Origin of the sequence: Pseudanabaena sp. PCC 6802, assembly GCF_000332175.1 — a bacterium.
In the GTDB taxonomy this organism is placed as follows: domain Bacteria; phylum Cyanobacteriota; class Cyanobacteriia; order Pseudanabaenales; family Pseudanabaenaceae; genus PCC-6802.
The window spans coordinates 498524-512597 of sequence record NZ_KB235914.1; the positions used below are offsets into that span (position 1 = coordinate 498524).

The following is a 14074-nucleotide window of genomic DNA, read 5'->3' on the forward strand; positions in this document are numbered from 1 at the left end:
ACAGGTTTTATCGGCGGGGTGAAGGGGGTGAAACCCCTTCCTAGGGGCGTTTTTCCCTACTTTTCCCAATCTAAAAACCGGTATATAAATTTCTTGCAGGTGACAGCTTAGATGAAAAAAGTCTTGATTGTCGGCCAAGCGCTGGAAGTAGGACGTACTGAGGAAGTTTACGGGCGTGGCTTTTCAGCTTTTGGTTGTGAAGTGCAGCATTTTACGTGGACAGAGTCTAAACCCAGCCTATTTCCCAATTCGTTACTGAATAGAGCTGCCTGGCGAGTGGCATGGCAACCACTGGCAAAACTGGCAAATCAGAAGTTAGTGAAGATGGCAGATCGATTTCAACCAGATTTAACTTTAGTGATTTCACCGCTTTTGCTCCACCCCGATAGCATTCTGGCTATTAAACAGCATGGCTTAGCCTTTGTATTTTTTACAGATAATCCCGTAGATGCTCATCGTACTCACACTAATTCTTGGGTGCGGCGCGGGTTTCCCCTATGGGATGCGGCTTTCATTTGGAGTCAAGAGCTGGTCGATCGCTTGTTAGCAAATGGAGTTAAACGAGCTTTCTTCCACCCTTTTTGTAGCGATCTGGAATATCATTTTCCCAAGCGGCAGCAAAATCCAATTTATGATGTCGCATTTATTGGGAACTGGGATGCTAGCCGCAAGCGAGAGCAGTATTTAAAGGCGATTGCTAACTATCGCTTGGGACTATGGGGATCTAACTATTGGAATACTCACTGTCAAGAACCCGCGCTCAAAGGTTTATGCCAAGGGATGTGTAGTTATCAAGAAATTCCAGAAGTATTAGGCTCTGCTAAAATCGGCCTCAATATTTTGCGCCCCCAAAATGAAGACGGGCACAATATTAGAACATACGAAATTCCAGCGACAAGGACGCTAATGCTCAGCGAACGCAGCAGTACGTTACTGAAATTATTTGGAGAAGATAGGGAAGCAGTGTATTTTTCTCATCCTGATGAATTAAAACAAAAGGTAGACTACCTTTTGCAAAATCCTGCCCTCATGACATCCATTGCAGAAGCAGGATATAAAAAAGCCCTGGAGAATACAATTTCAGCAAGAATCGAAGAAAATTTCCAAATATACGAGCAAATCAAAAATAATTAGCTGACCTTACGTGAACGACAATAAAGAATGAAAGTTGTTATCTCAGTATGGGGAAGATTTCATGCCTTTAATTTGGCTCAGCAACTGCAAAAAAGAGGACATTTACAACAATTAATTTCCACTTATCCAAGTTTTGCAATTACCAAGTATGGTATCGACAGTCAGTTAATTCATTCTATATGGCATCTGGAACTTTTATGCCGCAGTTGGCAGCGCTTACCAGTTCGGTTGAGAGGCGATCGCAATTTACAGCTTTGGTTTGCAGAGCAATTCGATCGCTCAGTTACAAATTATTTGTCGCCAGGTTTTGACTTGTTTGTAGGTTGGTCTGGATTTAACTTCCGGTCGTTGCAGAAGGCTAAAGAAATAGGCGCAAAAACAGTAATTGAGCGAGGTAGCAGTCACATGCTTTACCAAACAGAAATCCTCAAAGCAGAATACGAACGATGGGGATTAAAATTTACTGCGACACATCCTGGGATATACGAAAGAGAAATCGAGTCCTATGGTGAAGCTGACCGAATAGCCGTTCCCAGTCTATTCGTAAAACGCACTTTTTTGCAGCAGGGAATAACCGAAAACAAGTTAATCCACGTTCCCTATGGCACCTCTCTATCAGAATTTTATCCAGTTCCTAAAGAAGATACTATTTTTCGGGTCATACACTGCGGGGCACTATCCCTGCGTAAGGGCGTACAGTATTTATTGCAAGCTTTTTCCGAATTAAATCTGCCCGATGCCGAACTGTGGCTTGTCGGTTCGATCGCTCCAGAGATAAAGCCATTTTTAGCTAAATATCATAGCGATCGCATCCTTTATAAAGGTACGCACCCTCAAAATCGCTTGCGCTGGTTTTATTCTCAGTGTTCGGTATTTTGCCTTGCCTCTATTGAAGAAGGTTTGGCTATGGTGCAAGCACAGGCTATGGCGTGCGGCCTACCTGTAGTTCATACAACCAATACAGGGGGAGATGATATCGTGCGAGATGGGATGGATGGTTTTTGCATACCGATTCGGGATGTAGAAGCTTTGAAAGAAAAAATACTTTTTTTCTACGATCGCTCTGATCGGCGAAATGAGATGGGAAGAAATGCCTTAGAGCGGGCGCGCAAGTCACTATCTTGGGATGACTATGGTGAAAAGATTGTCCGTGCCTATCTAGAAACCTTTTAGATAAATATAGCGGTTTTCAGATCAGAACAAGTAGGGGGTTTGGGGGCGTTGCCCCCAAGAAGGGGTTCCACCCCTTCACCCCATCAATAAAACCCGTTCTCAATTGAAAAGTGCTATATATAGTTAGGAATAAATTTGTCTATCGACATGCAAGTACGCAATAACCCAATTATTGCTCCGGCAGCCTGAGATATTACAGGAGATACGGTTGTTTCAAGGGTCACTACCTAAAAAATGCAGGCTGTATTATTGCCGGAGCAATAATCTAAGTAATGATAGTTACTTTGACATTGAGAACGAAACATTATACTGTGGGTGGAATGCTGGCTTCTTCTCCAATTGTAGCATTGCTTTTAGAAGTCTAATCGACCTGTTCAACAGAAATATAACACCAAAAAAGATCGATTTCTCAAATAGCTTCCATAGTTATAAAACAAAAGCACAAATTAATAAAAATCTAGATTTATTTCCATATTATTTCTCAGTAGACGATCGCTTCCAAATTCCACGCAACAGAAAGATTCGTAAGCCTCTCACCCATGGCATTTATCAAAATTTGGATTACTATTCTTTCAGTCCTTTTATGCAAAAGTACTTTAACTTGAGCAGCCATATTCTAGATATTCAGAGCGCGTTAATTGAAAAATATAAGTTCGATCCGGCAAAAATAATTGCTGTTGTCTATAGGGGTACAGATAAATATCAAGAGGTTAACCTGGCAAACCCGCAGTTGTATTTAAATAAGGCTGAGGCAATTTTAAAGCAAAATACAGGGTTTAAAGTATTAATCCAAACAGATCAAAAGCAGGTTAGAGATTTGTTCATCGATCGCTTTGGAGAACAGTGTTTGTTTTTTGAGGAAATGTCAGTTACAGAAGGCAAAATTGGCTTACATTTGCTTGATGAAGATTGTCTTGGCTTGAATAAGTTTGAATTCGGGAAAACGATCTTAGCAGTTACCCATTTAATCGCAAAATGTAAATTCATAGTTAACCACACAGGTAACATGGCGCTTTGGATCTGCTTATTTCGAGGCAATGCACGCAATATGTTTCAGTTTGACCGAAAAGGAAACTTTGTATCTCGTTTCTATTGGATAAAATATTATCCAGAACTGTTTGTTGATGGGCTGAGAATTTTTTACTCCTCGCTGACAGATAAAAAGAGCGATCGCTAAAGGATTATAGATGCATCCACACTCTCAATTCTTAGTTTATCCCCAATTACCCAGGGCAGGTTTAGGCAATATGCTTCTGGTATGGGCGAGGGCAATTTTATTTGCCCATATTAATAGTTTTCCTATTGTTACACCTGCTTGGGGTCAGTTTGCGATCGGGCCTTATTTAAGGGGCGAACGGGATAAGAGGTATTACGGCCATCTATTTTCTCGCAGAAATTATGTATCCAGGTTTACTTATTTATTAGCGAGTTTAAAGAAACCACACGTTCACAATAATCCGGCTATATCCAAGCTAGAACTACCCGATTTAGAATTTCAAGCATCAGGCTATCATCTATTTATTTTTAACCAATTACCCCATTGGAGTGACTTCTTCGTAGATTTAAAAGAGCATCAACCGATCGTCAAAGATAAATTACTCTCAAGCATTCGCCCATCCGTACTTGCAGCTATTTCTAAGCGATCTGCACCCCAAATTGGCGTGCATATTCGCATGGGTGACTTTAGAACTCTGAAACCGGGAGATGATTTTACCCAATTAGGTGGCGTGCGCACCCCTTTTAGCTGGTTCATTAGGGTTATCGATACTATTAGGGAAATAGCTGGTTGTGACGTGCCTGTAACTATATTTTCAGATGGCCGCGATTGCGAGCTAAGCGAACTGCTAAAACTTCCCCAAGCGTGTCGCGCTCCCACTACCTCTGCCCTATCCGATATGCTCACTTTGTCAAAAAGTAAGCTTTTGATTGCTTCTAGTGGCAGTACGTTTAGCTATTGGGCTTCATATTTAGGACAGTGTCCTACTATATGGCATCCAGCACATTTTCACGGAGGAGTGTTTCCACAAGATGTCAGCCAGATCAAATTTGAAGGGGGCTTCGATCCTCAGTCAACGAGCGTTCCAGATTTACTGATTCATAACCTCAGATCGGCATTTAAAGCTTCCTATAGCAGTCTGAAATGATTCGCTCAAATTAGCAGCGACCAGCTATCAGCTATCGGCGAAGCAATTTACAACTCAGCTCCTCATGATTTTTCAGGTTAGAACAATGGGTAAAAAAAGTATTGGGATAGTTATCTATGCCAATCCCGACTACTATCCGCCAACAGTCAACGCCGTACATTTATTATCGCAATATTTTGATATAGTTTTAATCGGGCGCAATCAAGATCCTCCCGATCGCGAATATCCCGATAATGTTAAAGTCTACCGACTGGGGGAATACACAACGGTACGGGAACGAGAGCAGATAAGTGCTAAAGCCAAGCTTTGGGAATATATCAACTTTGTGGCTCGATCGCGACATCTTCTCAAAGGAGTATCCCTCATTTATGCTTACGATCCATTTGGCTATATCGCATCTTGCATTTGTCAATTGCGATTGGGACAGAAACTTCCACTAGTCTACCAATGTCATGAAATTAGCGATCGCCTGGCTCCTCTCTCTTCCTTGACAGGACTAGTTCAGCGAGCCGAACGAGCCTGGATAGATAAAGCTGATGTTATTATTTTCCCTGACAAAGACCGAGCGATATTTTTCCAGCAACAGGCAGCGAATCTTAAAAAGGAACCGCTAATTGTTCCTAATTTCCCTTTAAAAGCTTATTTTAAAATTTCAGAAGATTGGAATTTGTTAATTGAGAAACGTCGATCCCATATTACGCTCTTCTACAGAGGCTCCATCTCAGATAGCAGTGCCATGTTGGAAAGTATAACTGCAGCCTCCTTTTTAGATATAGACGTTAATATTAAATTTGTGGGGTTCCTTACCGCTCCTAATGCGGAAAAGCTGATCGGCTGGGTGGAACAGATGAAAATGTCAGACAGTTTTTCCTATTTAGGTACCCTACCTTATCAAGATTTACAACCTCTTACATTGGCTGCAACAATAGGCTTTGCTCTCTACAAAAGTACTCATTTCGATCGCTTAGCTTGCGTGACTGCTTGCAATAAAATATACGAGTACGCAGCTTGTGGCTTACCTGCGATCGTGAGCGATTTCCCTAATTATCGGAAATATCTTAGTAATGAGACTTGGGTGCGCTTTGCCGATCCCAACAACCCTGAATCCATTGCTTCTGCTATTCGGGATATCTTGAGCGACTTTGAGAATTATCAGACAATGTGTTTAGCAGCTAGAAAGGCATTTGAAGAAAGGTATAATTACGAGTCAGCTTTTTCTCCTCTGCATGCAAAAATAGACGAACTGATTAGATATTCCAAATAAATATAGCGTTTTTCAATTGAGAACAGGTTTTATTGATGGGGTGAAGGGGTTCCACACGGCAGTGGCTCTAGCGGGTAACCCCCAAGACCGCCCTGCCTCCCCTTCTTGGGGGCAACGCCCCCAACCCCCCTTCTCGTTTTCATCTGAAAACCGCTATATCGCAACGGCTGAAATGCTAGCTAATACTAGCTATAGCAACCCCAAATGATGCGTGCAAGTTAGCGGTCAGCGATCGACGGGGAAATTTTACAACTCAGATAGGAGTGCTATATGTCTGGTTCTAGCGAAACTCAAACTACCTGGAAACAAATACTGCAAAATTATTTTGAAATCCAGATAGCGAATGAGCGTTACATCAGGGGACTCGGCTATTTTTTACTATTTTGCGCGATCGCATATAGTTTTTACTTATTGGATAATCGCCCCAAAGTAGTGACGTTTGACAAAGCATATCTAGCTTTGGGCATAGTTTGGCTGGGATTTCTACCAAGTATCCAGTATTTGTTCGATCGCAATCGTCCTCCGATGCCTTTCTTCCCGCTAGTAGGACTATTTTATGCTAGTGGGTTCGGTTTATCTATTTTTGCTAGTAAAGCATCAGTTTCGGGGCGCTGGTCTATAGCCAGGGTTAGTGAAGAATCGCTAATGCTAACGTTCATAGCATTGGCATTGATGAACGTAGCTTTCTACTTTTCAAAGTATTTTCTATGGAGAAAAGTTTCGCCAATTCGGTTCCCTCAAAACTACCCATTCAGCAAATTGCTAAATTTACTATGGATGCTACTGATATTAAGTACCGCTCTGAGATATATCCCATTCCTCCGAACAATTCCTTCTCTAGGTCAATTTGTGCGTGGCTCTATATACGTTATTTTTGGAATGTTTTACGTTCTTTGGGCTAGGGGGCATCTGCCAAAATTTCAAAGTCGGTTGCTATTGTTTGTATTTGTTCCTCTTGAGGTAATACCACGTTTAGCCAGCGGGCTTTTAGCGGAAATAATGATCTTATGCTTATTCATGATGATTGTTATTTGGTACGAACGCAAAAGAATTCCAGTAATTTTAATCAGCGTATTGGCAATTTTATATCTGGGATTAGCTCCTGCCAAAGCAGAATATCGCGCTCAAACTTGGAATGATGCAGGAGCAGATCTCAATCCGATACAAAAAGTGCAATTATTTGTCAATCTTGCGATCGAGCACCATCAGAAATATACATTTAATTTTGACTCAAGAGTGCAAGCTACTCCCAAAACATCTGTTTTAGATCAAGCGGCTGAAAGATCGGCGCAAATAGTTGTCCTGTCAAAAGTAATGGAAGATACTCCTAGAGTAATACCTTACTGGAACGGCAAAACATATTTACCACTATTAACGAGTTTTATCCCTCGAATAGTATGGCCTGACAAGCCAGAATTGAGGGTGGGCAACGAATTTGGCAAGCGTTATAATTATCTAAATGCCAATGATTTCACTACCTCTTTTAATCTTCCCTGGATTGTAGAAATGTATGCAAATTTTGGGTATTGGGGAGTGATTTTTGGAATGTCCCTGGCAGGGATTTTTCTATCTCTAATCGAAGCTAAATTGAACGATTCGCGCATGAGTGCTTTAGAATTTATAGTAGGTTGTGCAGCTTCCTTTAGTTTGGTTTATCAAGAATCAAACTTTGCACTTATGATAGGAGGTTTGATCCCTTTAATAGTATCTATGTACATATTGTTCAGGTTTTTCTTGCCCGATCGACCGCTTAAGTTCACGAAATAGCCAAATCTCATTGAGTTATAAGTTAAGTTCTATAGAGGGGGAAGTAAGCCTTAAAAAACATGGAAAATATTATAAAGACCGCTCTTGCCAGATACGTTCGATTAATCAAACAGGGAATTACGGATTACAGATGGCTTTTGTTCTATATCCAGAGGATAGATTACAATCCCGAGCGTCGCAGGTTTATATCGTCAATAATAGCAAACCTTCTGCCCAAAACTATCGGCCATCAACTTTCTCCAGAAGCGCAAAAATTAAATAAAACCCTGGATGAAGATGGGGTAGTCGTACTGAATAATTTTGTAGACAAGACTCAAGTTGAAGAAATGAGAGCATATCTTGCGACGAAACTGTGCTTGGATCCTCAACGTCCTGAGATGGGAAGATTTAGTTCGCCAGATCTTGCGCCAAAAGTTACTTTTCATGCCTACTACACCAATGAAGACGCAGCTAGTCTTCCGCATTTATGGGAGTTGGCTAACGATCCCACAATTTTAAGCATAATCGAGGAGAGATTTGGCGCAAAGCCGACAATTTCTTTCCTCGCAGTTTGGTGGAAGCTTAATGATTTCGATCCAGAGGCAAACGCGAACCTCAGATCTTTTGCCAAGCCGGAAGAATTTCATAGAGATGTGGATGATTGGTCGGAAATCAAACTATTCATTTACTTAAATGATGTAGATGAGAGCACTGGCCCTCATGGGTTTATCAAGTCATCTCATAAGTGGTTTTTACCTCCTAGATCGAGAGCTTTAGACCTCGATTGTTCTAACTTTCCTATGAAAGATAATTTAGCAAAGATTACTGGTGAAGCTGGTATGGCATGGCTGGAGAATAGTTATGTACTGCACCGAGGTATGGTCGTAACAGCAAGACCTCGGCTAATTATCTCTGTAGTCTACACTTTATTCCCAGGACCGCATAGTCCTAAAACTCCCATTTTAACTTGTCCAGACCGAAATCGTTTCGATCCCTATATCAACAGGGTCTATTTGAGAGATAGCAATCCGCAATAATTTGTTTAATTTACTCACCTTACGCGGAAGATCCTGAAACCCTCACCCCTAACCCCGCTCCCTCAGGGAGCGGGGAACAAAACCAGAGCGGTGGCTACGCCCCTGCGACCCTTATGTATAAAGGGTACGTACAGGTTAAAGGAGATAAGGATTCCGCATAACATCAGTAATTTATAGCGCTTTTCAATCGAGAACGAGTTTCATTTTTGGGGTGAAAGGTTTCCACCCCTTCTTGGGGGCAAAGCCCCCAAACCCCCTACTCTTTCCGATCTGAAAACCGCTATATCACTAACTCAAATATGACTGATGCAATTGAGAGCTATACAGTTTTTACGCGAAAGTACGCATTTCAAAAGCACAAAAATCTACACCTATGGTTTCCTAATATTTTTGAGTTTAAGGGTGGGATTCAAGTCTATTCAGCATTTTTGCTGGAAGCATTACAAAACTTATATCCTCAGGTCACCTATGATATATTTTTAAAACACGATTCTGGTTGCCCGCCAAACCTTGCGGCGATCGCTAACTCTAAATTTCATTTTTCTGGAACTTGGCCGAGCGCTCTCAGAACAGTTGCCTTTGCTACTCACATTTCAGGCCATGCACTTTGGCAACGCCCTTGTTTAATTATTTCATCTCATGTGAATTTCACTGTAGCTGCCTACTTGCTGAAACGTCTAATTGGCATCCGCTACTGGACTGTAGTTCACGGTGTAGATGCTTGGAATATTACCAACCCTCACTTGAAAATGGCGCTCCAGCACGCCGATCGCATCCTGGCCGTAAGTAATTACACGCGCGATCGCCTGTTGCAAGAACAGCATCTCGATCCAGCGCGAATTTCGCTTTTGCCCAATACATTCGATCCCGAGCGCTTCCAAATTGCTGCCAAGCCAACTTATCTGTTAAAGCGATATAGGCTGAAACCCGAACAGCCCGTTATTTTAACCGTGGCGCGATTAGAAGGTCTGGAAAGACAGAAAGGCTACGACCAGATCTTGCAAGCCCTGCCTGAAATTAGACATCAGATACCAGATGTTCGCTATATTCTAGCTGGGAAAGGTCGCGATCGCTCTCGGCTCGAACAGGCAATTGCTCGATTAAATCTGCAAGATTGCGTTACCTTAGCGGGCTTTATCCCCGATTGCGAACTTGGCGATCACTACAATCTCTGCGATGTGTTTGCTATGCCCAGTCAGGCGGAGGGTTTCGGTATAGTCTACTTGGAAGCATTGGCTTGCGGCAAACCAGTTTTGGGTGGGAATCGAGATGGAGCACTTGATGCGCTGTGCGAAGGCGAACTAGGCGTTTTAGTCGATCCTCTAGATGTGGGCGCGATCGCGCAAACTTTAATTCAAATATTACAAGGTGAATACTCCAACTCCCAGATCTATCAACCTGAATTATTGCGACAGAAAGTAATTGCAAAATTCGGATTCGATCGTTTTCAACAAACTCTGGCTAGCTACTTAGCCCCCTATCTCAGTTCTACTTAATATGAAATCCAGATATTCTTGCCACAGACGATTGAGAGCCGGAATATGAAAATTCTTCATATTATTCCTTCAGTAGCTTCAGTACGAGGTGGCCCGAGTCAAGCTGTGGTGGAAATGGTTAAATCTCAGCGAAACGTGGGGATTCAAGCTGAAATAGTTACCACTAATGATAATGGTAAGGATTTATTAGAAGTGCCTTTGAGCGCGTGGATGGAATACAAGCAGGTGCCGGTTCAGTTTTTCCCAAGGTTTTCTCCTAACATAGATGCCATCCGCGAATTTGCTTTTTCTAGGCAGCTTACTGCATGGTTGTGGCAAAATGCCGCTAACTACGATCTGCTCCACATCCACGCCATATTTTCCTATGCATCGACAGCGGCAATGGCGATCGCTCGCCTGCAAGGCATTCCCTACATTGTGCGTCCCCTGGGACAACTTTGCGAATGGTCGCTCCAGCAAAGCGCTCGCAAAAAGCAGCTATATCTTAGCCTCATCGAACATGCCAACCTCGATCGCGCGCAGGCAATTCATCTTACTTCAGAACAAGAAAAACAAGATGTTTCCCGTTTAAATCTAAAAGCTCCAAGCTTCGTCCTGCCGCACGGACTCGCTATCCCACCTGCAATTCCTAATGCTCGCAGTCTTCTTCGCAAACATCTCAATATTTCTGCCAATGAACCTGTTATTTTATTTCTGTCTCGATTGCATCCTAAAAAGGGTCTCGATTATTTAATTCCAGCCCTAGGTAAACTCACTCACCATCGTTTCACTTTTGCGATCGCAGGTAATGGCTCAAAAGAATATGAAGCGGAAATTGAGAATCTTCTAGTTTCTCATGGTATTCGCGATCGTACCCATCTGATGGGTTTTGTGGAAGGTGAGACTAAAAACATGTTGATGCAAGGTGCCGATCTATTTGCGCTCACATCCCATTCAGAAAACTTTGCCGTGGTAGTTCTAGAAGCTTTAGCTGCAGGTATTCCCGTGCTCGTTACCCCTGGTGTTGCCTTGGCTAAAGTTGTTCAGCAACAACAACTAGGTTACGTGCCAGAATTGGATGTAACGGCGATCGCATCAGCCCTCGATCGCTATCTTAACAATCCTCAAGCAGGGATAGATATGGGCGATCGCGCTCGACAAATTGTCTGTGAGAAATATGCATGGAAGCGGATTGCGTTGGACATGCAGCAAATTTATACAGATATCCTCCAGCAAAAGCCTATTTCTGGGGTTGACTGAAAACGCATTGCCCTACAATTTTCGAAGTAGTCATGTCGATTTCAATCGCTAAAACTTTTCTACCTAGATGTTACTTTCGGGTGTCAATATGCCAGTATCTTCCCTACAAAAAGTCATTTTTAACTATGAGTTCAAGATATTTCAAGGAAGAGCATCGTTGGTTAGACAATTCTTGAGACGGCTAGTTTACGCAAGTAAAATCTTTATAGCTAACCTTCTTAGGACATTTCTCTCCAATCTTTTCAGTCGCAGATCGGCCTCAAGACTGCACCGAATTTTATTAGAACCGCAAACTTTGCCCGATTGTAATTTTTTGATTTTAGTACATCCCGTACGAGTTCCTTCCTGCGAGCCAGAATTTTTCATGTCCGGATCTGACGAAGTGGAGTTTATGAGATATCTAACTTCCTCTAAAGATAGATGCACCTGTCCAGCGGGTATTATCTCTGCAGACAACGTTTATTTGTCATTACCTACAGGGATGCACCTGTGGAATGAAAAAATATTTGAGGATGCCCTTCTTGGCACGCACATACTGGACAATCCTAAGTACCTTTTCGATCTTGAAACTATCTCTTTTAAGAAGAAAATAAAAATTGTAGAACCATCAATTTTACTGACTTTCCCCTGGTACTATAACTTATACCATTGGCTCATCGAGATCCTGCCAAGGTTGCTTTTATACGATCTTGCGCAAGATATCCATGACTTACCAATCATAGTACCAGCTTCAGCTCCTAAATTTGTAAGAGAAAGCCTTGCTTTAACTGGATATCTCGATAAAACTCGGCTTATTGATGATGGTATTTATCAATTTGAGAAATTACACATTTTAAGTAGATTAGCTACAATTAATGATATTTCCCCTCTTGCAATTCAATGGCTTAATACACGCGCAATAACCGAAAGAGGATCTTCCCAAAGAACGCGAATTTATGTTTCGAGGTTGGATGCAAAAAATCGTTATCTCAGCAATGAGGCTGATATTCACAATTTATTATCTGACTTTGGATTTGAAACGGTTGTGATGACTCATTATAGTTTTGAAGAGCAGATACAAATCTTTCAACAAGCTGAGATAGTGATAGGTAGTCACGGTGCAGCCTTTTCCCATATAGCTTTCATGAATCCAGGCTCGATATTTGTGGAATTTTTTCAGCCTGGATACTTTATTGACTGTTACTACCGTCTCGCAAGCTTGAAACATCTAAGGTACGTTTTTTTAATCGGTAAAAAAACTGGTTTAGGATTCTCCATAGACCCAACTCAATTGAGAAGTATCCTAGAGAATGCCTTATCCTAACGACAAGTATCTCTCCCTTTTGACAACATCATTAGAAGAATTTTCAAGAAAGATCGTACTGTACTCTAGTTCTACATCACCTGTTAAATAACCCATGCAATCTCTTCCCAACTACGAATATTCCTATGCAGATAGTGCCTCTGGACATCACCATGCCTACTTGTTACCTGTTATCTTAGAGACAATCTCGCAGTACGCCCCACAGCACGCAAAACTGCGAGTGCTGGATTTAGGCTGCGGTAATGGCAGTCTCAGCCAGCAAATTGCCAAGCAGGGGCATGAAGTAATTGGAGTTGAGGATTCCAGTTCGGGAGTTTTGTTTGCCAGCCAGCATTTCCCAGAGTGCAAATTCTTACATGCCAGCGTTTACGATCTGCCTTATGCCGATTTGGAAAATACATTCGATGTAGTTCTTTCTGTCGATACGATCGAGCACCTACTTTATCCTAGGGAACTACTTCGAGCTGCGAGAAGATGCCTTAAGCCAGGGGGTAACGTCATTCTCACCACTCCCTATCACGGCTATCTAAAAAATCTGGCGATCGCCCTGCTCGGAAAAATGGATCGTCACTTCGATCCACTATGGGATGGAGGGCACGTTAAATTCTTTTCAGTCAAAACCCTTGCCCGTCTAGTCGAGCAAGAAGGATTTATTAACTGTCAATTCAAGTTTGCGGGTAGATTACCATTTTTCTGGAAAGGAATGCTCTGCTCTGCAACCCTAGCCTCAAGTTAAAGCTGATATTCTCATGAGTTTCACACCATTAAGCGAACAGCTTACATCTCTGATCCTGACTTTCAATGAAGCTCCTAATATCGATCGCACTCTCAAGCAACTCACCTGGATAAGTAGAATCGTTGTCGTTGACAGCTATAGTACAGATAAAACTTTGGATGTTTTACACTCTTATCCTCAAGTACAGGTCTACCAACGACAGTTTGATTCCTTTGCCAGTCAGTGTAATTACGGGCTAGGCAAGATTTCATCGCAATGGGTTCTGTCGCTCGATGCCGATTATGTCTTAACCGATCGGCTAATCAGCGAGATTCAGTCACTGTCAGCAGATTCTGATGTGGATGTTTACGCTGCTAGATTCAAATACTGCGTGTTTGGTCGTCCTTTACGCGGCACCCTACTTCCACCTCGGCAAGTAATCTACAAAAAGGAAAAAGCTGTTTACAAAGATGACGGGCACGCGCATCGGGTTTGGGTGGATGGGAAATCGGCAATGCTGGCTGGCTGTATATATCATGACGATCGCAAACCTCTAGGGCGTTGGCTCTGGGCGCAGGATCGCTACATGATAATCGAAGCCAAAAAATTACTAGAAACCCCTGTAAGAGACCTGAGTTTGGGCGATCGCCTCCGCAAGCACAAAATAATTGCGCCTTTTATTATTTTGTTTTATTGTCTCATCCTTAAAGGCGGCATCTTAGACGGTTGGGCGGGGTGGTATTATGCTTTCCAGCGCATGCTAGCTGAGATCGTCTTAGCGATACGACTCATAGAACGAGAAATGGACGAGCAGTAGAGTAGA

The 14074-nt window shown here is 42.3% G+C and carries 12 protein-coding genes; all 12 read left to right on the forward strand.

Annotated features, from left to right (window positions below; genetic code table 11):
• The first annotated feature begins 111 nt into the window (after positions 1-111).
• The 12 genes from PSE6802_RS0107620 (at position 112) to PSE6802_RS0107675 (ending at position 14068) form a co-directional block, all read left to right on the forward strand.
• Positions 112-1134: a CgeB family protein gene (locus tag PSE6802_RS0107620; protein WP_019499463.1), complete on the forward strand. Its 1023-nt coding sequence runs from the start codon at positions 112-114 to the stop codon at positions 1132-1134.
• A gap of 27 nt (positions 1135-1161) precedes the next feature.
• Positions 1162-2307, forward strand: a complete 1146-nt coding sequence (locus tag PSE6802_RS0107625; RefSeq protein ID WP_019499464.1) for a glycosyltransferase family 4 protein — start codon at positions 1162-1164, stop codon at positions 2305-2307.
• 583 nt (positions 2308-2890) lie between these two features.
• A complete protein-coding gene (locus tag PSE6802_RS33255) occupies positions 2891-3484 on the forward strand; it encodes a hypothetical protein (protein ID WP_156815457.1) in 594 nt (197 codons plus the stop codon).
• A 10-nt stretch (positions 3485-3494) separates the two neighbouring features.
• Positions 3495-4451: an alpha-1,2-fucosyltransferase gene (locus tag PSE6802_RS0107635; protein ID WP_019499466.1), complete on the forward strand. Its 957-nt coding sequence runs from the start codon at positions 3495-3497 to the stop codon at positions 4449-4451.
• A gap of 85 nt (positions 4452-4536) precedes the next feature.
• Positions 4537-5715 (forward strand): glycosyltransferase, encoded by a 1179-nt coding sequence (locus tag PSE6802_RS0107640; protein WP_026103140.1) that lies wholly within the window; start codon positions 4537-4539, stop codon positions 5713-5715.
• Between the two features lie 432 nt (positions 5716-6147).
• Positions 6148-7482, forward strand: a complete 1335-nt coding sequence (locus PSE6802_RS0107645; RefSeq protein WP_202950693.1) for an O-antigen polysaccharide polymerase Wzy — start codon at positions 6148-6150, stop codon at positions 7480-7482.
• Positions 7483-7541: 59 nt separating this feature from the next.
• Complete coding sequence (locus PSE6802_RS0107650; RefSeq protein ID WP_019499469.1) at positions 7542-8498, forward strand: phytanoyl-CoA dioxygenase family protein; 957 nt, start codon at positions 7542-7544, stop codon at positions 8496-8498.
• A gap of 299 nt (positions 8499-8797) precedes the next feature.
• The gene (locus tag PSE6802_RS0107655) at positions 8798-9994 is read left to right on the forward strand and encodes a glycosyltransferase (RefSeq protein WP_019499470.1); all 1197 of its coding nucleotides are present in this window, start codon (positions 8798-8800) and stop codon (positions 9992-9994) included.
• Positions 9995-10039: 45 nt separating this feature from the next.
• Positions 10040-11233 (forward strand): glycosyltransferase, encoded by a 1194-nt coding sequence (locus PSE6802_RS0107660; RefSeq protein WP_026103141.1) that lies wholly within the window; start codon positions 10040-10042, stop codon positions 11231-11233.
• 364 nt (positions 11234-11597) lie between these two features.
• The gene (locus tag PSE6802_RS0107665) at positions 11598-12536 is read left to right on the forward strand and encodes a glycosyltransferase family 61 protein (RefSeq protein WP_162139216.1); all 939 of its coding nucleotides are present in this window, start codon (positions 11598-11600) and stop codon (positions 12534-12536) included.
• A gap of 94 nt (positions 12537-12630) precedes the next feature.
• Positions 12631-13272, forward strand: coding sequence for a class I SAM-dependent methyltransferase (locus PSE6802_RS0107670; protein ID WP_019499473.1), 642 nt, complete (start codon positions 12631-12633; stop codon positions 13270-13272).
• 13 nt (positions 13273-13285) lie between these two features.
• The gene (locus PSE6802_RS0107675) at positions 13286-14068 is read left to right on the forward strand and encodes a glycosyltransferase family 2 protein (RefSeq protein ID WP_019499474.1); all 783 of its coding nucleotides are present in this window, start codon (positions 13286-13288) and stop codon (positions 14066-14068) included.
• Positions 14069-14074: the final 6 nt, after the last annotated feature.

Excerpts from the sequence above, each read along its gene's own strand:
- PSE6802_RS0107640 (WP_026103140.1), top strand. The coding sequence starts at position 4,537 with ATGGGTAAAAAAAGTATTGGGATAGTTATCTATGCCAATCCCGACTAC.
- PSE6802_RS0107675 (WP_019499474.1), top strand. The coding sequence starts at position 13,286 with ATGAGTTTCACACCATTAAGCGAACAGCTTACATCTCTGATCCTGACT.
- PSE6802_RS0107660 (WP_026103141.1), top strand. The coding sequence starts at position 10,040 with ATGAAAATTCTTCATATTATTCCTTCAGTAGCTTCAGTACGAGGTGGC.
- PSE6802_RS0107665 (WP_162139216.1), top strand. The coding sequence starts at position 11,598 with ATGTCCGGATCTGACGAAGTGGAGTTTATGAGATATCTAACTTCCTCT.
- PSE6802_RS0107620 (WP_019499463.1), top strand. The coding sequence starts at position 112 with ATGAAAAAAGTCTTGATTGTCGGCCAAGCGCTGGAAGTAGGACGTACT.
- PSE6802_RS33255 (WP_156815457.1), top strand. The coding sequence starts at position 2,891 with ATGCAAAAGTACTTTAACTTGAGCAGCCATATTCTAGATATTCAGAGC.
- PSE6802_RS0107655 (WP_019499470.1), top strand. The coding sequence starts at position 8,798 with ATGACTGATGCAATTGAGAGCTATACAGTTTTTACGCGAAAGTACGCA.
- PSE6802_RS0107625 (WP_019499464.1), top strand. The coding sequence starts at position 1,162 with ATGAAAGTTGTTATCTCAGTATGGGGAAGATTTCATGCCTTTAATTTG.
- PSE6802_RS0107670 (WP_019499473.1), top strand. The coding sequence starts at position 12,631 with ATGCAATCTCTTCCCAACTACGAATATTCCTATGCAGATAGTGCCTCT.
- PSE6802_RS0107650 (WP_019499469.1), top strand. The coding sequence starts at position 7,542 with ATGGAAAATATTATAAAGACCGCTCTTGCCAGATACGTTCGATTAATC.
- PSE6802_RS0107635 (WP_019499466.1), top strand. The coding sequence starts at position 3,495 with ATGCATCCACACTCTCAATTCTTAGTTTATCCCCAATTACCCAGGGCA.